The following is an 18159-nucleotide window of genomic DNA, read 5'->3' on the forward strand; positions in this document are numbered from 1 at the left end:
GACCCGTCCCGGAATGAGAGTGGTCGTCAGCTCATCTTGCAGACGGCTTCGTCGCCCTGGGTGGCGATGATCTCCATGTCCTCGTTCGGGCCGGGGACCGGACCGGAGGAGGTGAAGAGATCCCACTGGTTCTTGACCTTTGCGGCCGGCAGCGCGGTGATGGTGTACATCTCGCTGATCAGCTGGTGGTCGGAGGCGCGGAAATAGCCCTCGCGCGACTTCATCACGTCGAACTTGGCGCCCTTCTCGAAATGCTCGAGCAGCTTGGCGGTGTCGGTGCTCTTCAGCTCGCCCATGGACTGCGCCATGATCTTCACAGCCATATAGTCGCCCCAGGCCTGGTTCTCGGGCGGCTTGCCGTACTTCTTGGTGAAGGCGGCGACGAAGGCCTTGCTCGCCGGCGTGTCGATCAGGTGGTGCCAGACGCAGGGCCAGGTGCCGCCGAAATTGTCCTTGCCGGCGGCCCAGGCCAGCGCGGTGTCGAAGCCGAAGCCGGCGACCGGGAAGGTCAGCCCGAACTCGGCATACTGCTTCAGGAAGTTGGTGATCTGGTTGCCGGCGAGGTTGGAGATCACGATGTCGGGCTTCGCCGCCCGGATCTCGAGCAGCAGCGCCGAGAAGTCGGTCGCGTCGGTCGGCACCAGCTTGTCGGCGGCGAACTGGCCGCCATGCCCTTCCATGAAGCGCTTGGCGACCTTGAGCAGGTCGTGGCCGAAGGCGTAGTCGGCGGTCAGCGAGAACCACTTCTTGCCCTTGACCAAGCCCTGCTCCAGCAGCGAGCGGCCGCAGCTCTTCACATACATCGAGTTCTGGTGCTCGACATGGAACATGTAGCGGTTGCAGTTCTCGCCGCGCAGCGCGTCCGAATTGCCGCCGGTGTTGAGGAAGAGCTTCTTGTTGCGCGCCGCCACCTGCGAGATCGTCAGGCAGGAGGCCGACGAGATCTCGCCGATGATGCAAGAGACCTGGTCGCGCTCGAACATGCGCTCGGCCTTGGTCGAGGCGGTCTGCGGGTTGACCGAGTCCTCCTTGAGGATTTCGAGCTTGCGGCCGTTGATGCCGCCGGCGGCATTGATCTCCTCGACCGCCAGGTCGGCCGCCATCACGCCGTATTCGCCGAGCGGGCCGAGGAAGCCGGTGCGCGGCGTCAGATGGCCGAAGCGGATAGTGTCGGGGGTCTGCGCGAGGATGATCGAGGGGCTGGCGATCAGCCCCGTCGCGGCGGCGCCCATCCCGGCCAGGGCCTGGCGACGGGACAAATCGAGAGTCTTGCTGTTCGACATGACGTTCCTCCCAAGAGCATGCGCCGATGGCGCCTCACGGCGCCCGGCGTTTCTCGCGACGCGGCTTTTCTGCCGCTTGTCGTGATCTGTGATCACAGTTAGGTTGGCAGACATGAACGCCCGAGTCCAGTCCCCTCCCGAGACGCAGCGCCCGGCGGCCGCAGCGCCCCGCGACCCGATCGCGGCGCTGGATTCGGTCGGCTCGCTGCTGCACGAGACGCTCGGGGAGCGGGTCAACGGCGAACTGAGGACACTGCTGATCGCGGGGCGGCTTGCGCCGGGCGACAAGCTGTCCCTGCGCAAGGTGGCGGAAGCGCTCGGCGTCTCGATGATGCCGGTGCGGCAGGCGGTGAGCCGCCTCGTCGCTGACGGGGCGCTCGAAGTGCTGCCCGGCAAGGCGGTGCATGTGCCGGTGCTGTCGCTGGCGCAGTTCCGCGAGCTGACGCGGCTGCGCCTGCTGATCGAGGGCTACGCCGCCGAGGAAGCGGCCCGGATCGCGACGCCTGCCGAGATCGAGCGCATCGCCGGTTACGAGGCGGCCTTCCGCGCCGCGGCCGCTGCTTCGCCGCCTGATCTCGGCGGCGCTGTCTCGGCCAATCGCGACCTGCATTTCGCGCTCTATGCGGCGGTCGGCATGCCGATGCTGGTCGAGACCATCGAGAGGCTCTGGCTCAAGGCCGGGCCGATCCTGAATCTCGACATGCGCGCCGAAGCGCGCCGGCTCGACCGCGGCAGCGCTGTGGTCCAGCACGCGCTGCTCGTCGCGGCGCTGCGTGCCCGCGACGCCACGGCGGCGCGCGAGGCGCTGCAATCCGATATCCACCAGGCGGCCGAGCACATCGCGGCGACCGGCCGGCTGGCGCAGTGACGACGGCTTCGGCCGGGTCCGACGAGAGGCGACGCGGCCTTGAACCCGCGCGCCACGGCATGAGGGAAGGAAACGCGTCATGGACATGAAGATCGACGGATTGCGCGTGCTGGTCACCGCCGGTGCCAACGGCATCGGCCTGGCGACGGCGCGCGCCTTCGCGGCGGAGGGCGCGCGGGTCCATGTCTGCGACGTCGACGAGAAGGGCCTCGCGGCGCTGGCGCAGAGCGATCCCGCGATCAGCCGCTCGGTCTGCGACGTGTCCGACCGGGCCGCCGTGGCGCGGCTGTTCGACGAGACGCTGGCGGCGCTGGGCGGGCTCGACTGCTTGGTCAACAATGCCGGCGTCGCCGGGCCGACCGGCCGCGTCGACGAGATCGCGCCCGAGGACTGGGACAGCTGCGTCGCGATCGACCTCACCGGGCAGTTCAACTGCACCCGCCTGGCGGTGGCGCATCTCAAGCAGTCCGGCAATCCCTCGATCGTCAACCTGTCGAGCCAGGCGGGCAAGCACGGCTTCCCGATGCGCTCGCCCTATGCCGCAGCCAAATGGGGCGTGATCGGCTTCACCAAGGCGCTCGCCGCGGAGCTCGGCGAGTTCGGCATCCGGGCCAATGCCATCTGCCCCGGCCTGGTCGACGGCGCGCGGCAGCAGAGCGTCATCGCCAACAAGGCGCGCTCTCTCAACCTCTCGATCGACGAGATGACGAGCCGCCTGTTCTCCGGCGTCTCGATCAAGCGCTTCGTCGATCCGAGCGACATCGCCCGCCAGATCGTCTTCCTGGCCTCGCCGCACGGCAAGACGATCTCGGGCCAGGAAATCTCGGTCTGCGGCGATACGCGCATGCTGAGCTGAGGGATGGTCGCCGGGGCGCGATGCGTGCCCCGGCTGGCGGATGAGGGCAGGGCGCGTGAACGCGTCCGTGATGACCGCGCCCTCGACCTTGCGACGTGAATCCCCTAGAGCATGCCGCCTGAACAGGAGATGGCGGCTTGTCGAAGGGCGTGCATCACGAACTCGGTGCCGGAGCCGGGCACGAGCAGACGCAAGGGGGGAGCGACCGCTCCTTCGGCTTCGTCTTCGCGGCCGTCTTCACGCTGATTGGCCTCTATAATCTCTGGCATTGGGGCCGGGGCTGGCCCTGGCTCTTCGCCGGTGCGGCCTGCTTCCTGGCGGTGGCGCTGCTGTGGCCGGCGCTGCTCGCGCCGTTGAACCGGCTGTGGACGCGCTTCGGCCTGCTGCTGGCGGCGATCGTCAACCCGATCGTACTCGGCATCCTGTTCTTCCTCGTCTTCACGCCGATGGCGCTGGTCGCCCGGCTCGTCGGCAAGGACTTCCTCGCCCTGAAGCGTCAGCCGGAGGCGAAGAGCTACTGGATCGTCCGCGATCCGCCGGGGCCGACGCCGGCCTCGATGAAAGACCAGTTCTGACCGGAAAGCCCGCCATGTCCTTCCTGCGCGAATTCGTTCGCTTCCTCGCGGCCCGAAAGAAGTTCTGGCTGGTGCCGATCCTGCTGATGTGCCTGCTGCTCGGCGGCCTGCTGTTCCTGACCAAGGGCAGCGCGGTGGCGCCGTTCATCTACACGCTGTTCTGAACCGGCAAGGCGGCGCATGCGCATTCTCGGCATTTCGGGGCTCTATCACGACAGCGCGGCCGCGCTGGTCGTCGATGGCCGGATCGAGGCGGCGGCGCAGGAGGAGCGCTTCACCCGCCGCAAGCACGATGCCGATTTTCCGCGCCATGCGGTCGATTACTGCCTGTCGGTCGCCGGCTGCGGGCTCGAGGGCATCGATTCCCTCGTTTTCTACGACAAGCCCTTCGTGAAGTTCGAGCGCCTGCTCGAGACCTATCTCTCCTTCGCGCCGCGCGGCTTCTCCTCCTTCCGCATGGCGATGCCGATCTGGCTGCGCGACAAGCTGTTCCAGAAGCAGGAGATCGCCAAGGCGCTGAAGGCGATCTCGCCGGAGTTCGACATCGGCAAGCTGCTCTTCACCGAGCACCATCTCTCGCATGCGGCCTCGGCCTTCTATCCCTCGCCCTTCGAGGAGGCGGCGGTCCTGACCATGGACGGCGTCGGCGAGTGGGCGACGATGACGCTCGCCATCGGCAAGGGACGCGATCTCAAGGTCCACAAGGAGCTGCATTTCCCGCATTCGCTCGGGCTGCTCTACTCGGCGGTGACCTATTATATCGGCTTCAAGGTCAATTCCGGCGAGTACAAGGTCATGGGGCTGGCGCCCTATGGCGAGCCCCGTTTCGCCGGGCTGATGCTCGACAAGCTGGTCGATCTCAAGGAGGATGGCAGCTTCCGGCTCGACCAGAGCTATTTCAACTATGGCGTCGGCCTGACCATGACCAATGACCGCTTCGCCGCGCTGTTCGGCGAGCCGGTGCGCGATCCCGAGCAGCTCCTGACGCAGTTCCACATGGACATGGCGGCCTCGGTCCAGGCTGTGACCGAGGAGATCGTGCTGCGCCTTGCCCGCTCGGTGCGGGCCGAGACCGGGCAGCGCAATCTCTGCCTTGCGGGTGGCGTCGCGCTCAACTGCGTCGCCAACGGCAAGCTGCTGCGCGAGGGGCTCTTCGACGGGCTCTGGATCCAGCCCGCGGCTGGCGATGCCGGCGGGGCTTTGGGCGCGGCGCTGGCCGGCTATCACCTCTTCCACGACCAGCCGCGCGAGGTCGCGGCCGGGCGCGACGCGATGCGCGGCAGCTATCTCGGTCCCGCCTTCGGGCAAGACGAGATCGAGGCCGAGCTGGCGGCGGCGGGCGCGCGTTTCAGCGTGCTGGACGAGGATGCGCTGATCGCGGCGACGGCCCAGGGGCTGGCCGACGGCAAGGCGGTCGGCTGGATGCAGGGGCGGATGGAGTTTGGCCCGCGCGCGCTCGGAGGCCGCTCGATCCTCGGCGATCCGCGCTCGCCGGCGATGCAGAAGACCCTCAATCTCAAGGTCAAGTATCGCGAGAGCTTCCGGCCCTTCGCGCCCTCTGTGCTGCGCGAGGACGTCGCCGACTGGTTCGAGCTCGACGGCGATTCGCCCTATATGCTGCTGGTCGCCGATGTCCGCGAGGATCTGCGCCGCGAGATGACGGTCGAGGAGCAGGCGCTGTTCGGCATCGACAAGCTGAACGTGCCGCGCTCGAGCATCCCCGCGGTGACGCATGTCGACTACTCGGCCCGCATCCAGACCGTCCATGCCGATACCAATCCGCGCTATCACGCGCTGATTTCGCGCTTCAAGGCGCTGACCGGCTGCCCGGTCGTGGTCAACACCTCGTTCAACGTGCGCGGCGAGCCGATCGTCTGCACGGCGAGCGACGCCTTCCGCTGCTTCATGGGGTCGGAGATCGAGCTGCTCGTGGTCGGCAACTGCCTGCTGCGCAAGGAGGATCAGGATCCGGCGCTGACGCTGAACTACAAGGACGCGTTCGAGCTGGATTGAGCGTCGGACGGCCCCGCCGCGCGCGGGGATAAAGCAGCCAGGCATCCCCGCCGCGCCGGCTGCCGCCATAGTCGCCTCGCGAGGTGCACCGCCGGTGCGCCGTTTCGGTTCCAGCGAGGCCTTCCATGAGCGCGACCCCGCGATTAGCCCTGCCCCTGATCGCGGCCGGGCAGGCGCAGAAGCACGTCACCCATAACGAGGCCCTGGTGCGGCTCGACGCGCTGCTGCATCTCGTCGTCGCCAGCCGCACCCAGGCGGTGCCGCCTGCCGCGCCGGACGAAGCGAGCGCCTATATCGTGCCCGCAGACGGCACAGGCGCCTTCGCTGGCCATGCCGAGGCGCTCGCTTTGTTCGAGGATGGCGGCTGGCTCTTCCTGACGCCACGCCCCGGCTGGCAGGCCTGGGTCGTCGACGAGGCCCAGCATCATGTCTGGACCGGAACGCAATGGCGGCGCGCGCAGCCGGAGAGCAGCCTCGGCGCGGCGCTCTAGGGCGTGAACACCACGGCCGATGCGCTGAACCCCCTCGCCGTCGCCGGCGAAGGGAGCCTGTTCAGCCATGCCGGCGAGACCGGCGACCACCGCCTCAAGATCAATAAGGCTGCGGGCCCCGACACGGCGAGCTTACTGTTCCAGGAGGCTTTTTCCGGGCGGGCCGAGATCGGTCTCGCCGGCGACGACCGGCTGCACATCAAGGTCAGCGCCGACGGCGAGACCTGGACCGAGGCGCTGCTGGTCGATCCGGGCAGCGGGGCGGTCAGCCTGCCGGCGAGCCCCTGGGCCCGCGAGGTGCCGCAGCCGAACCTGGTGATCAATGGCGACTTCCAGGTGAACCAGCGTGGCTTCGCCGGCGGGGCGCTGGCTGCGGGCGCCTATGGCTTCGATCGCTGGAAGGCCGATACCGGCGGGGCGCAGCTGAGCCGCAGCGGCTTCGTCATGACGCTGACGGGCGGGCGGATCGTACAGGTGCTGGAGCCGGCGGTGTGGGGCGCGGCCTCCTTCGCCGCGACCAGCTTTAGTCTGTCGGTCGAGGGTCTGAGCGGCGGCGAGCTCGAGGTCTCGCTCGGCAGCGCCTCGGCGACGATCGCGCCTGGGGTGGGGCGCCGCTCGGTCGTGCTGACGACGGGCGCCGGCGACACTGGCCTCCTGTCGCTGCGGCTGAGCGCCAGCTCGGCGCCGGTGAGCTTCGCGCGGGTGAAGCTGGAGCTTGGCGCGCACGCGACGGGGTGGAGCCAGCGGCCCCGGACGGAGGAGCGGCGGCTCTGCGAGCACTATTACTGCCGCCTCGATGCCGGGCTGTTCCTCGACGCCTACCAGGCGGCGACGGCCTATCTGATGGTGCCGCTGGTGCTGCCGACCCGTATGCGCGCGCTGCCGGTGCCGAGCTATACGGTCACGAACGAAGCGAATATCTACGCTGGTGAGCGCTCGATCATTGCGAGTTCTCCCAGCCTCGCCGTCGCGACGATACGTGCGGCTGTGGCGGGACGGTGTTATGCCCAATTCAACGACATCGCTTTCCAAGCGGAGCTTTAGCCGCCCCCAACGCGCGGGCTTCAATCAGCCACGCAGCTCGGCTAAGAGGGGCTCTTCCCCAACCGAGGATGTCGTTGATGTGTGGCCTGTACGCGTCCGTGGGCTTCGAGCCTGATCCGGCGCGCATCGATATCATTGCCCATCGCGGGCCCGACGGGCGCGGCTGGGAGGTCTATGGCAGCGGCGCCGGGCCGGTGGCGCTCGGGCATCGCCGGCTCGCGATCATCGACGTTTCGGATGCCGGGCTGCAGCCGATGAGCGATGCGTCGGGGCGGTACCATCTGATCTTCAACGGCGAGATCTACAACTATATCGAGCTGCGCGAGGAGATGCGGGCGCGGGGCGAGGTCTTCGTCAGCGAGTCCGACTCCGAAGTGCTGCTGCGGGCCTATATGTTGTGGGGCGAGGAGGCACTGCCGCGCCTGCGCGGCATGTTCGCCTTCCTGATCTGGGACGAGCGCGAGAAGACGCTGTTCGCGGCGCGCGACCGTTACGGGATCAAGCCGCTCTATCTGTTCTCGACGCCGCGGGGCGTCGCCTTCGCCTCCGAGATCAAGCAGCTGCTCGGCCTGCCGGGGTTGAGCGGCCGGATGAACATCGCCCGGGTGCACGATTTCCTCGCCTCAGGCATGTCGGACCATACCGCCGAGACGATGTATGACGGCGTCATGCAGCTGCGGGGCGGCGAGTGCGCCACCGTCAAGGCCGGCAGCCCGGTGCTGCAGATCGCGATCCGGCGCTGGTATCCGGCGACCGCCGGCGAGCTGCATATCTCCGAGGAGGAGGCCGCGGAGCGCTTCCGCGCGCTGCTGACCGACTCGGTGCGGCTTCATCTGCGTTCCGACGTACCCGTCGGATCCTGCCTGTCGGGCGGACTCGATTCCTCGGCGATCGTCTGCCTGATGGCCGGAATGATGGGGTCGGGCGAGGGCGGCGCCAAGGTCAACACGATCTCGGCCTGCTATGCCGAGAAGAGCGTCGACGAGAAGCCGTTCATGGACGCGGTCGTGGCGCATGCGCACACGCAGCCGCACTTCATCTTTCCCAAGGCGGAGGATGTGTTCCAGCGCGCCTCCGACATCACCTGGCATCAGGACGAGCCGTTCGGCTCGACCTCGATCTTCGCGCAATGGTGCGTCTTCGAAGAGGCCCGCCGGGCCGGCGTCAAGGTGATGCTGGACGGGCAGGGGGCCGACGAGCAGCTCGCCGGTTATCACGGCGGCTTCGCCTTTCGTGTCGCCGGCCTGCTGCGTAACGGCAAGGTCAATACCGCGGTCGCGACATTGCTTGCCCGCAAGCGCGAGCTTGGGACGCCGCTGCTTGGGCAACTATCGATGGCGGCGATTGCGCTCATGCCGGAATTCGCTACAGCGCGCTTGCGCACTGCTTATCAGCGAGTGCAGCAGCGCGGCTGGCTGGATACGGCCGTGATACGCAAAGACGGAAACCCGGTGACCGCCAGTCAGGAAGGGCGACGACGCACCGGTCTTGATCCGATTGTCGATATCCGCTCTCTATGTCTGGGACTGACATACGCTACCAACCTGCCGATGCTATTACATTGGGAGGATCGCAATTCGATGGCGCATTCGATCGAGGCGCGCGTGCCGTTTCTCGATCACCCTCTGGTCGAGTTCTCCCTTGCACTAGGCAACGATCATAAGATTGAGGGGGCAAGCACGAAAACGGTGCTGCGTCGGGCGATGAAAGGGATCATGCCTGATGTCGTCATCGATCGCCGGGATAAGCTCGGTTTCGCGACGCCGGAGCAGGCATGGTTCCGCGGCCCGCTCAAGAACGTGGCAAGGGAAGGTGTCGAGAATACGCTGTCGCTCTATCCGGATCTGCTTAATGCGGATGCGGTTCGCACGAATACGGCACGTATGCTGGAAGGGCGGACGCCCCTGGATTTCTCGCTGTGGAGAATCATCAATCTCGGTATCTGGGGCCGACGGTTCGGTGTGAACCTTTGAGGCGTACGCGCATGACGGGGAGCGCGAGAAGTCGAGGATGGTGGCGTGCGGGGAGAGCATGCACGGTCTTGCCGTCCGCCCAGCCTGCTTGGCGGGCCAGGCCCTTACCGTCATGGGATGTCTGATCGGCCGATGATCTGATAGCGAGCCATTATGCTATTCAGCGGTCGCCGGGATGCGCTATGTCGCGAGAATAGAGCTGCTGCGGTTGCGCGACGAGGGCGCGCCGGAAGGGATTGCGGCTCAGTCAGACGCAAGCGATCACAGGAATCTCACGATGAAGGTCTTCATTACCGGTGGTTCCGGGCAGGTCGGTTCGACGGCTGCGGACATGTTCCTGGCGCGCGGCGACACCGTGATGTCGCTCGACAACTTCGCGACCGGCCGCCGTGACAATCTGCTCGACCAGGAGCGCCTGACGCAGGTCGAGGGCTCGATCGCCGATTGGGCGCTGGTCGATCGCCTGTTCAGCGAGTTCAAGCCGGACGTCGTCGTTCACACCGCGGCCTCCTACAAGGATCCCGAGGATTGGGAGACGGACGCGCTGGTTAATGCTGTGGGCGGCGCCAACATCGCCAAGGGCTGCAAGCTCCACAAGGTCGGGCGCCTGATCTATTTCCAGACCGCTCTGTGCTATGGCACCAAGCCGCTGCAGCAGCCGATCCAGCTCGATCACCCGATCAATCCGGTGAATTCGAGCTATGCCATCTCGAAGACTGCTGGCGAGAACTACGTCCAGTTCTCGGGCGTGGACTGGGTCACCTTCCGGCTCGCCAATGTGATCGGACCGCGCAACGTGTCCGGCCCGCTGCCGATCTTCTATGGCCGGCTCGCCGAGGGCAAGAAGTGCTTCGTCACACCCGCGCGCCGCGATTTTTGCTTCGCCGGTGACCTGGCGCGCGTGGTGCTCCAGGCGGCGGACGGCAGGGGCGGTGGCACCTACCACTTCTCCTCCGGCAAGGACGTGGCGATCAAGGAACTCTATGACGCCGTCGTCAAGGCGATGAAGCTCAACGACTATCCCGAGCCCGAGGTCAAGCCGCTGGGCCCGGACGACGCGCCCTCCATCCTGCTCGACCCGTCCCGCACCTTCGCCGATTTCGGCGATGTGAGCTTCACCCCGCTCGAGGAGATCGCCAGGCTCTCCGTCGAGCGCTGGGAGAAGGAAGGCGTCGTCGGCGGCTATACGCATCTCAAGGAAGCCCGCGCCGACATCAAGACCGCGGCGAAGGCCTGACACGATGCGGGTCCTGATCACCGGCGGGGCGGGGTGCCTCGGCTCGAATCTCACCGAGCGCTATCTCGAAGCCGGGCACGAGGTCCTCGTGCTCGATAACTTCGCGACGGGCCATCGCGGCTCGCTGCCGGATGGCCATCCCGGCCTCGAGTTGGTCGAGGGCGACGTCGCCGACAAGGTTCTGGTGGATCGGCTCTTCGCCGCGTTCAAGCCAAGTCATGTCGTGCACTCTGCCGCCGCCTACAAGGATCCGGACGACTGGCTGGAGGATACCCGGACGAACGTCGCGGGCACGATCAACGTCGTCTCCGCCGCCAAGGCCGCAGGAGTGAAGCGCTTCGTCAACTTCCACACGGCGCTCGGCTATGGCCGGCCGGAAACGCTGCCGATCCCGGCAGACGCCCCTGCCCGCCCGTTCACTAGCTATGGCATCTCGAAGCAGGCCGGCGAGAACTACCTCGCCATGTCCGGCCTGCCCTTCGTGTCGTTGCGGCTCGCCAACGTCACCGGCCCGCGCCTGGCGATCGGCCCGATCCCGACCTTCTATACGCGTCTGAAAGCCGGCAAGGGCTGCTTCTGCTCAAAGACCGTGCGCGACTTCATCGATATGGATGATTTCTTCTCGGTGATGGATGCTGTCATGGCGGAGGATGCGCCGAGCGGCGTGTTCAACGTCTCGACCGGCACCGGACATACCATCAAGGAGATTTTCGACATCGTCGTCGACCATCTCGGCATCACGCTCGCCGAGCCGGTGCCCGAGGTCGAACCTGGCGCCGACGACGTGCCGGCCGTTGTGCTCGATCCCTCGCAGACGATGACGTGTTTTGGCTGGAAGCCGCGCTATGATTTCGAGCAGACAATCCGGCGTATGCTCGCCTGGTACGATCGACACGGCGTCACCGCAATATACAGCCACCTGAAGGCGCCGCCCGCAAAAGGCTGAGCGCCGGTTCGCGCCACTTACCCTGCACTCGATCGATGGAAACGACTTCACCATGAGCGAGAGTTTCGCCAACAAGAATGTGCTCGTGGTCGGCGGTGCCGGCTTTGTGGGGTCCAATCTGGTCAAGCAGATCCTGCGCGAAAAGCCGCGCAAGCTGGCCATCGTCGATAACTTCCTCTCGGCCGATCCGGTCAATGTGTCTGACGACCCGGTCGTGAAACTCGTCTCAGGTCCGATCACGAGCGAGCGCATCCTGCGCGAGCTCGATGATGACCTCGACTATGCCTACCATCTCGCCTGTTTCCATGGGAACCAGTCATCGATCCACGATCCGCTGATGGATCACGAGAACAACACGCTGACCACGCTGAAGCTGTTCGAGCGGTTGAAGGACATCAAGACCCTGAAGAAGGTCGTTTATTCGGCCGCGGGGTGCGCGGTAGCGGCAAAGACCTTCGATGGTGCGACGGCTACCGGCGAGGATGCGCCGGTTTCCCTGTTCCACGATAGTCCGTATTCGATCTCCAAGCTGATCGGCGAGATGTACGGCAACTATTATTTCACGCGGCATGGTCTGCCTTTCGTGAAGGCCCGCTTCCAGAACGTCTATGGCCCAGGCGAGATCCTGGGGGCAGGGCGCTGGCGTGGGACGCCGGCGACGGTCTGGCGCAATGTGACGCCGACCTTCGTCTGGAAGTCGCTGCACGGCGAGGCGCTGCCCGTCGAGAACGGCGGCATCGCGACGCGTGACTTCATCTTCGTCGAGGACATGGCGCGGGGCCTGATGGCCTGCGGTCTGAGAGGCGAGCCAGGAGAGATCTACAATCTCGGCTCAGGGGCCGAGGTCTCGATCCGCGAGCTGGCCGAGCGCATCAATGCGGCCACGGGTAGCGCGACGCCGATCGCGCTGACGCCCGCGCGCGACTGGGACAGGTCGGGCCAGCGTTTCGCCTCGACCGACAAGGCCCGCGAGAAGCTCGGCTTCGTCGCCGAGGTGCCCCACGAGGAAGGCATTCGGCGAACCGTCGAATGGACGAGGGCGAACAAGGACACCATCGTTCGCTGCATGCTGGGGCACGTGCACTTCCTCCCGGAGCTTAAGCGCTATGCCTGACACCGGTAGAGCGTTCACGCGCGGAGCGGCCGCAGGAGGTCCGTGCGTCTGGATCATATCCTATACTCCGGCTTCGGACGAGCCGCGTCTGCTGCGGCAGGCCTGGAGCTATCGCGAGGCCGGCTGGAGTGTCGTCGTCGCGGGCTATGACGGCGCATCTCCGCGGCCGCCCGGCTGGAACTATCTGCGACTGGATAATAGCTGGTCCACCGGTGGCCGTGTGCAGCGTGCGGCGCTACGCGCCCAGCGTTCGTTCGGGCGTCTCCTCTATCGTGACCTACGGGGCATTCCGGGGCTCGCTCAATGGGGCGCGCGACTACATTGTCAGGGGCTGCCTAACTGGCGCCGGCACGGGCAGGAGATTTTGCAGACCGCGCGAGCCAATCCTGACCTGCGCCCGAATCTCGTGATTGCCCATGACCCGCCCACCTGCGCGGCCGCAGTTGCATTGGCCGAGTGGGCAGACGCTGCCTGGATGATCGACGCCCATGAGTATGGCCGCGGTCAATATGCGCACGATCCTAGCTGGCTGGCGGACGGGCGCTGGCTTGCCACGGCGCTGCAGGACTATTATTTTGCGGCGGCCGACGCGGTGACTACCGTCTGTGACGGTATTGCCGACCTGCTCAATGTTGAGCAGGTCCTGCGTCGCCCAGTCACGGTGATCCGTTCGGTTCCCTTCGCGCAGCCGCAGAAGTTCCGACCGTGCGGCGAGCGCATAATGGTACTCTACCATGGTATCGTGTCAGAGGATCGCGGGCTGGAGGAGGCCGTGCGTTCACTGCCGATGTGGCGGCCAGAGTTTTCCCTGCTCATCCGCGGAAATGGTGATCCGGCGGTTGCGCTCCGCCTGCGAGAGCTGGCGCGGGATCTGGGCGTGGCCGACAGGCTCAGGCTCGAACCGCCCGTGCCCTTCGGGGAAATCGTTCCGGCTGCCAATCGCGCGGATATCGGCTATTTCGTGCAGGGAAACTTCTCCCCGCAGAAGCGCTTCACGCTTCCGAACAAGTTCTTCGAATACGTGATGGCTGGACTTTGTCTATGCGTGGCGGATTTGCCGGAGATGGCTGCGCTCGTGCGGCGCCATGACCTCGGTACCCTGGTCGACAGTACCGATCCGTCGGCTATTGCCAAAGCCATCAATGGACTGACACCCGCGCGCATTGATGCCGCTAAGCAGGCGGCGATCCGGGCCTCTCAGGAGTTGACCTGGGAGCGCGAGCAGGAGCGACTGCTCCTCCTCGGCGAGACCATCCTAGCCGAGAGACGGAGCCGTATAGGTTCCACAGTCACCGGGTAAGCTGGAACATAACTTGCCGGAACTCGCCCTAAGGCAAGCGCTGCTTGAGATCGCGGCGATCCGGATAGTTGATCAGTACGGCCCGGTGAACGCCTTTGTAGATGAACAGGCTGCCGGCGGCGACGGCGGAAGCTCCTCCCTCGTTCACGGCGATGCCGAGATCGTCAAGCGAGCCCGCGCCGCCACAGGCAATGACGGGGACCGAGCAGCGTGAGGAGACTGCCTTGATCAAGGCGGCGTCGTAACCTTTCATCACGCCATCGCGGTCGATGGCGTTAACGAGGATCTCTCCGACGCCGAGTTGGCCAAATTGGGCGATCTGATCCGGCAGGGACACGGAACGCTTCTTGGAACCGGAATGGGTGTAGAGCTCATAGCGGCCGAGAAGGGTCTTCTTGACGTCAAGGCAACCGACCACTGCCTGCGCTCCGTAAACGCGCGAGGTCTCTGCTAGAACGTCGGGATGGTCGAAGGCGGCGGTGTTGAAGATGACCTTCTCGAAGCCGAGCGACAGGATGCGCTGCACCTGCTCGAACGTGGTGATGCCGCCGCCATAGGCCATCGGCATGAAGGCTTCGCCCGCGATCTGCTCTAGCATGTCGAAATCAGGACCGCGACCGGCCGGGGTGGCCGAAATGTCTATGAATGCGAGCTCGTCGACCTCCTTCTCGTTGAATATGCGCACGCTATTGATCGGATCGCCGATATAGCGCGGGTCCTTGAACTTGACGGTTTTGTAGAGCCCGCTGTTGCGTAGCAGCAGAACGGGGATCACGCGCGTCTTCATCGGATTTCCTGACGGGGCTGTTCTGATGGCCGAATGAAGCGGAGGCGGGGCTTAAGAATCGGCAAAGGCCTTGAGTATCGCCAGCCCATGGCGCAGCGACTTCTCGGGATGGAACTGGACACCGGTGATGTTGTCGCGGTTGACGGCGCAGGCATAGGGAAAGCCGTATTCGGCGACAGCCAGGACCCTCTCCTGGTCGGCAACGTCGAAATAGTAGGAATGGACGAAATAGAACCGGGACTCTTCGTCCAGCGACGCAAAAAGCGGGGACGGGCGGCGCGGTGTCACGGTGTTCCAGCCCATATTGGGCACGCGCAAGCCGGGGCGATCGGGGAAACGGCGGCACACCATGTCTATCCAGCCCAGCCCGCGGGCTCCTTCAGCTTCGTCGCTGGAATGGCCGAGCAATTGCGCGCCGACGCAGATGCCGAGCACCGGGCGCTTGGCCTCGAGGGCGAACCATTGCAGCGTGTCGTAGAACGGCGCTGCTCGCAACTCTGCCGCGCAATGGCCGAAGTTGCCGACGCCGGGCAGAACCAGCTTGGCCGCCTCGCGGATCTCGCCTGGATCGGAGGACAACCTGGCATCTGCGCCGGCCTTGCGCAGCATGCGCTCGACCGATTTCAGGTTGCCTACTCCGTAGTCGGCGATCACGATCATCGCTTGTCTTCTCCCAGCGCGGGGAACGAGTACCCCGCGGGTTTTCCTAGCGCATGACGCTGCATATCGCGAGATGATCGAGTCGGGTTCCGAGCCTGGCGCTGGCCGCAGGTGGCGCCGCCTGCTTGCCTGGCCCTCTCGGGACGAGAGGCAGGCGGGCGACTTGGCGAACCGTGGTCATGATGGCATCAATATGCTGGTCAATCGCCCGAACGCGCAGCGAGAAACTGAACGATCTGCTCGGCCAGCGTATCGACGTCGATATTGCTCGTGTCCAGGCGCAGTTCCGGCGAGTCGGGAGCTTCGTATGGGCTGTCGATTCCGGTGAAGTTGACGAGCTTGCCGGCCTTTGCCTTGGCGTAGAGGCCCTTCGGATCGCGCTCCATGCAGACCTTGATCGGCGTGTCGACGAAGATCTCGATGAACTCGTCCTCGGCGACCAGCCCCCGCACGAGCTCCCGTTCGGCCTTGAAGGGTGAGATGAACGCGCAGATGACGATCAGTCCTGCATCTACGAAGAGCCGGGCCACCTCGCCGGCACGCCGGACGTTCTCGACACGGTCTGCCTCCGTGAAGCCGAGATCGCGATTGAGGCCATGCCTGAGATTGTCGCCGTCGAGCATGTATGTATGACGCCCAGCCGCGTAGAGGCGTCGCTCCAGGGCCTTCGCAATCGTCGATTTTCCGGAGCCGGACAGACCGGTAAACCAGATGATCAGCGGCTTCTGGCCTTTCGATGCAGCATGGGCTGCCTTGTCGACGGCCAGGAACTCGCGGCGGATATTGGTGGCGCGCCGCAGTGGGAAGTCGATCATGCCCGCTCCCACCGTCGCGAAGCTGAAGCGGTCGACGATGATGAACGAGCCCGTGGCGCGGTTGTCGGAATAGGCGTCGAGGGCGAAGGCCTTGGCCGCTGCCAGATTGCACATGCCGATCTCGTTGAGCTCGAGCCGGCTGGCGGCAAGGTGGCTGAGCGTGTTGACGTCGACCTTGTGCTTGATGGCCGTGACGCTGACGGGCAGCCATTGCGTTCCAGCGCGCATCAGATAGGAGCGGCCGGGCAGGAGCGCTTCCTCGCTCATCCAGACGACATGGGCGGCGAACTGATCGGCGAGATGTCCGGGCGCGTCAGGGGCGACAAGCACATCGCCGCGCGCGATATCGATCTCGCGGTCGAGTACCAGCGTGATGGCGTCGCCGGCCTCGGCCGCTCCGAGGTCGCCTTCCGCCGTCACAATCCGTGCCACGCGCCCCGTCGTACCTGACGCCGCGACAGCGAGGGTATCACCGGCTGCGAGGCGGCCGGACACGAGCGTTCCGGAGAAGCCGCGGAAGTCCGCGTTCGGCCGGTTGACCCATTGCACGGGGAAGCGTACCGGCGCCTGCGCGGCGTCCGCTCCTCTCGCTGCGTCCTCCAGATGGGAAAGCAGCATCGGACCGTCGTACCAGGGCGTTCGGGGTGAGGGCGCCACCACATTGTCGCCATGGCGCGCCGCGAGCGGGATGGCGGTGATCTCGGCGAAGCCCATCGGTTCGGCGAAGCGCAGGTAGTCCGCGACGATCTCGCTAAAGCGGCTCTCGTCGAAGTCGACGAGGTCCATCTTGTTGACCGCGAGTACGATGTGGCGGATGCCGAGAAGCGAACAGATGTAGGAGTGCCGACGCGTCTGTACGAGTACGCCCTTACGGGCATCGACGAGGATCACCGCGAGATCCGCGGTCGAGGCGCCCGTCGCCATGTTGCGGGTGTACTGCTCGTGCCCGGGCGTGTCGGCGACGATGAAGTTCCGCCTCGGCGTCGAGAAATAGCGGTAGGCGACGTCGATGGTGATGCCCTGCTGCCGTTCGGCCTCGAGGCCGTCCATCAGCAAGGACAGGTCGATCTCGTCTCCGATGGTGCCATGGGTGCGGCTGTCGCGGGCCAAAGCGGCGAGCTGATCGTCGAAGATCGACGCGGTTTCGTAGAGCAGGCGGCCGATCAGTGTGGATTTACCGTCATCGACGGAGCCGCAGGCCAGGAAGCGCAGCAGGTCGCGGTCGGCGGTAGGTCGTGGCGCGCCCATCAGAAGTAGCCCTCGCGCTTCTTCTTCTCCATCGAGGCGTTATCGTCGCTGTCGATCAGCCGGCCCTCGCGCTCGGACGTGCGGGCGGCGCGCATTTCGGCGATGATCTCGGGTAGGGTCGAGGCTTGGGACTCGATCGCTCCCGACAACGGGTAGCACCCCAAGGTGCGGAACCGGACCGAACGCACCTCGACCATCTCCTCCGGTGCGAGCGTCAGCCGGTCGTCATCGACCATGATCCAGGTGCCGGAGCGGCGCACGACCGGACGTGGCTTGGCGAAATACAGCGGTACGACCGGGATGTTCTGGTCAAGGATGTAATCCCAGACATCGTATTCGGTCCAGTTGGACAACGGGAAGACACGCAGCGAGGTGCCTGGACGCAGCTTGGTGTTATAGAGTGACCAAAGTTCGGGGCGTTGCTGCCGCGGATCCCAGCCGTGATGCTCGTCACGGAAGGAGAATACCCGCTCCTTGGCCCGACTCTTCTCCTCGTCGCGCCGGGCGCCGCCGAAAGCTGCGTCGAACCCGTGCTTGTCGAGCGCCTGCTTCAACCCTTCGGTCTTCATGACCTGGGTGTGCAACGCCGAGCCTGATCGGATCGGGTCGATGCCGCGTGCCGCCCCCTCCGGATTGATGTGGACGATCAGGTCGAGTTCGAGCCGGCGCGCCGTCTCGTCGCGAAACGCGATCATCTCGCTGAACTTCCACGTCGTGTCGACATGCATGAGGGGGAAAGGCAGTCTGCCCGGAAAGAATGCCTTGCGAGCGAGATGAAGCATCACGCTCGAATCCTTCCCGATCGAATAGAGCATCACCGGCTTGCGGCACTCTGCAGCGACTTCGCGCAGAATAGAGATCGCTTCCGCTTCGAGATGTTTCAGGTGAGGCTGCAAGCTGGAACTCTTCGGCTGAGCTGCAAGTCAGGATCGGCAGTGCCGAGACGACT

At 65.5% G+C, this 18159-nt stretch carries 16 protein-coding genes and 1 pseudogene; 12 read left to right on the forward strand and 5 right to left on the reverse strand.

The features are described 5' to 3' along the window. Positions 1-26 precede the first annotated feature (26 nt). Positions 27-1283: an ABC transporter substrate-binding protein gene (locus tag ABE438_RS14925; RefSeq protein ID WP_465248623.1), complete on the reverse strand. Its 1257-nt coding sequence runs from the start codon at positions 1281-1283 to the stop codon at positions 27-29. Between the two features lie 112 nt (positions 1284-1395). On the opposite strand from ABE438_RS14925, the gene ABE438_RS14930 reads away from it, so the two are divergent. The 12 genes from ABE438_RS14930 to ABE438_RS14985 all read left to right on the forward strand — a co-directional run bounded on the left by ABE438_RS14930 (position 1396) and on the right by ABE438_RS14985 (position 13700). After that, the gene (locus ABE438_RS14930; protein ID WP_346503432.1) at positions 1396-2151 is read left to right on the forward strand and encodes a GntR family transcriptional regulator; all 756 of its coding nucleotides are present in this window, start codon (positions 1396-1398) and stop codon (positions 2149-2151) included. 79 nt (positions 2152-2230) lie between these two features. Beyond that, positions 2231-3007 (forward strand): SDR family oxidoreductase, encoded by a 777-nt coding sequence (locus ABE438_RS14935; protein WP_346503433.1) that lies wholly within the window; start codon positions 2231-2233, stop codon positions 3005-3007. A gap of 137 nt (positions 3008-3144) precedes the next feature. Further along, the gene (locus tag ABE438_RS14940; RefSeq protein WP_346503434.1) at positions 3145-3582 is read left to right on the forward strand and encodes a hypothetical protein; all 438 of its coding nucleotides are present in this window, start codon (positions 3145-3147) and stop codon (positions 3580-3582) included. A gap of 14 nt (positions 3583-3596) precedes the next feature. Next, on the forward strand, positions 3597-3746 hold the full coding sequence (locus tag ABE438_RS14945; protein ID WP_346503435.1) for a DUF5989 family protein: 150 nt from the start codon (positions 3597-3599) through the stop codon (positions 3744-3746). A 16-nt stretch (positions 3747-3762) separates the two neighbouring features. After that, positions 3763-5595, forward strand: a complete 1833-nt coding sequence (locus ABE438_RS14950; protein ID WP_346503436.1) for a carbamoyltransferase family protein — start codon at positions 3763-3765, stop codon at positions 5593-5595. Positions 5596-5720: 125 nt separating this feature from the next. Then, entirely contained in the window at positions 5721-6086 is a 366-nt protein-coding gene (locus tag ABE438_RS14955; protein WP_346503437.1) for a DUF2793 domain-containing protein, read from the forward strand. Positions 6087-6089: 3 nt separating this feature from the next. Then, the gene (locus ABE438_RS14960; protein ID WP_346503438.1) at positions 6090-7130 is read left to right on the forward strand and encodes a hypothetical protein; all 1041 of its coding nucleotides are present in this window, start codon (positions 6090-6092) and stop codon (positions 7128-7130) included. 77 nt (positions 7131-7207) lie between these two features. Then, positions 7208-9103 (forward strand): asparagine synthase (glutamine-hydrolyzing), encoded by a 1896-nt coding sequence (asnB, locus tag ABE438_RS14965; RefSeq protein WP_346503439.1) that lies wholly within the window; start codon positions 7208-7210, stop codon positions 9101-9103. A 277-nt stretch (positions 9104-9380) separates the two neighbouring features. Continuing rightward, the gene (locus ABE438_RS14970) at positions 9381-10340 is read left to right on the forward strand and encodes an NAD-dependent epimerase/dehydratase family protein (protein ID WP_346503440.1); all 960 of its coding nucleotides are present in this window, start codon (positions 9381-9383) and stop codon (positions 10338-10340) included. 4 nt (positions 10341-10344) lie between these two features. Next, entirely contained in the window at positions 10345-11286 is a 942-nt protein-coding gene (locus tag ABE438_RS14975) for an NAD-dependent epimerase/dehydratase family protein (protein ID WP_346503441.1), read from the forward strand. 52 nt (positions 11287-11338) lie between these two features. After that, complete coding sequence (locus tag ABE438_RS14980) at positions 11339-12400, forward strand: NAD-dependent epimerase/dehydratase family protein (RefSeq protein WP_346503442.1); 1062 nt, start codon at positions 11339-11341, stop codon at positions 12398-12400. Next, the gene (locus ABE438_RS14985; RefSeq protein WP_346503443.1) at positions 12393-13700 is read left to right on the forward strand and encodes a glycosyltransferase; all 1308 of its coding nucleotides are present in this window, start codon (positions 12393-12395) and stop codon (positions 13698-13700) included. Before ABE438_RS14980 ends, ABE438_RS14985 begins: the two co-directional genes overlap by 8 nt. Positions 13701-13728: 28 nt before the next feature. Here ABE438_RS14985 and ABE438_RS14990 read toward each other — a convergent pair whose 3' ends face one another. From ABE438_RS14990 to cysD, 4 genes and pseudogenes are all read right to left on the reverse strand, one after another. Further along, a complete protein-coding gene (locus ABE438_RS14990) occupies positions 13729-14487 on the reverse strand; it encodes an AglZ/HisF2 family acetamidino modification protein (RefSeq protein ID WP_346503444.1) in 759 nt (252 codons plus the stop codon). 51 nt (positions 14488-14538) lie between these two features. Beyond that, positions 14539-15147, reverse strand: coding sequence for an imidazole glycerol phosphate synthase subunit HisH (gene hisH / locus ABE438_RS14995; protein WP_346503445.1), 609 nt, complete (start codon positions 15145-15147; stop codon positions 14539-14541). 200 nt (positions 15148-15347) lie between these two features. Beyond that, positions 15348-17210, reverse strand: coding sequence for a sulfate adenylyltransferase subunit CysN (cysN, locus tag ABE438_RS15000; protein ID WP_346503446.1), 1863 nt, complete (start codon positions 17208-17210; stop codon positions 15348-15350). After that, positions 17210-18112 (reverse strand): annotated as a pseudogene (gene cysD, locus ABE438_RS15005) (sulfate adenylyltransferase subunit CysD); the annotation flags it as partial. The pseudogene cysD and the gene cysN, both read right to left, overlap by 1 nt. Between the last annotated feature and the right edge of the window lie 47 nt (positions 18113-18159).

This window comes from Allobosea sp. TWI1241 (genome assembly GCF_039673065.1).
GTDB lineage: Bacteria > Pseudomonadota > Alphaproteobacteria > Rhizobiales > Beijerinckiaceae > Allobosea.

Bases quoted from the DNA above. Each gene is read 5' to 3' on its own strand.
- ABE438_RS14985 (WP_346503443.1), top strand. From the start codon at position 12,393: ATGCCTGACACCGGTAGAGCGTTCACGCGCGGAGCGGCCGCAGGAGGT.
- asnB (WP_346503439.1), top strand. From the start codon at position 7,208: ATGTGTGGCCTGTACGCGTCCGTGGGCTTCGAGCCTGATCCGGCGCGC.
- ABE438_RS14975 (WP_346503441.1), top strand. From the start codon at position 10,345: ATGCGGGTCCTGATCACCGGCGGGGCGGGGTGCCTCGGCTCGAATCTC.
- ABE438_RS14945 (WP_346503435.1), top strand. From the start codon at position 3,597: ATGTCCTTCCTGCGCGAATTCGTTCGCTTCCTCGCGGCCCGAAAGAAG.
- ABE438_RS14925 (WP_465248623.1), bottom strand. From the start codon at position 1,283: ATGTCGAACAGCAAGACTCTCGATTTGTCCCGTCGCCAGGCCCTGGCC.
- ABE438_RS14950 (WP_346503436.1), top strand. From the start codon at position 3,763: ATGCGCATTCTCGGCATTTCGGGGCTCTATCACGACAGCGCGGCCGCG.
- hisH (WP_346503445.1), bottom strand. From the start codon at position 15,147: ATGATCGTGATCGCCGACTACGGAGTAGGCAACCTGAAATCGGTCGAG.
- ABE438_RS14970 (WP_346503440.1), top strand. From the start codon at position 9,381: ATGAAGGTCTTCATTACCGGTGGTTCCGGGCAGGTCGGTTCGACGGCT.
- ABE438_RS14980 (WP_346503442.1), top strand. From the start codon at position 11,339: ATGAGCGAGAGTTTCGCCAACAAGAATGTGCTCGTGGTCGGCGGTGCC.
- ABE438_RS14930 (WP_346503432.1), top strand. From the start codon at position 1,396: ATGAACGCCCGAGTCCAGTCCCCTCCCGAGACGCAGCGCCCGGCGGCC.
- ABE438_RS14935 (WP_346503433.1), top strand. From the start codon at position 2,231: ATGGACATGAAGATCGACGGATTGCGCGTGCTGGTCACCGCCGGTGCC.
- ABE438_RS14955 (WP_346503437.1), top strand. From the start codon at position 5,721: ATGAGCGCGACCCCGCGATTAGCCCTGCCCCTGATCGCGGCCGGGCAG.
- ABE438_RS14990 (WP_346503444.1), bottom strand. From the start codon at position 14,487: ATGAAGACGCGCGTGATCCCCGTTCTGCTGCTACGCAACAGCGGGCTC.
- cysN (WP_346503446.1), bottom strand. From the start codon at position 17,210: ATGGGCGCGCCACGACCTACCGCCGACCGCGACCTGCTGCGCTTCCTG.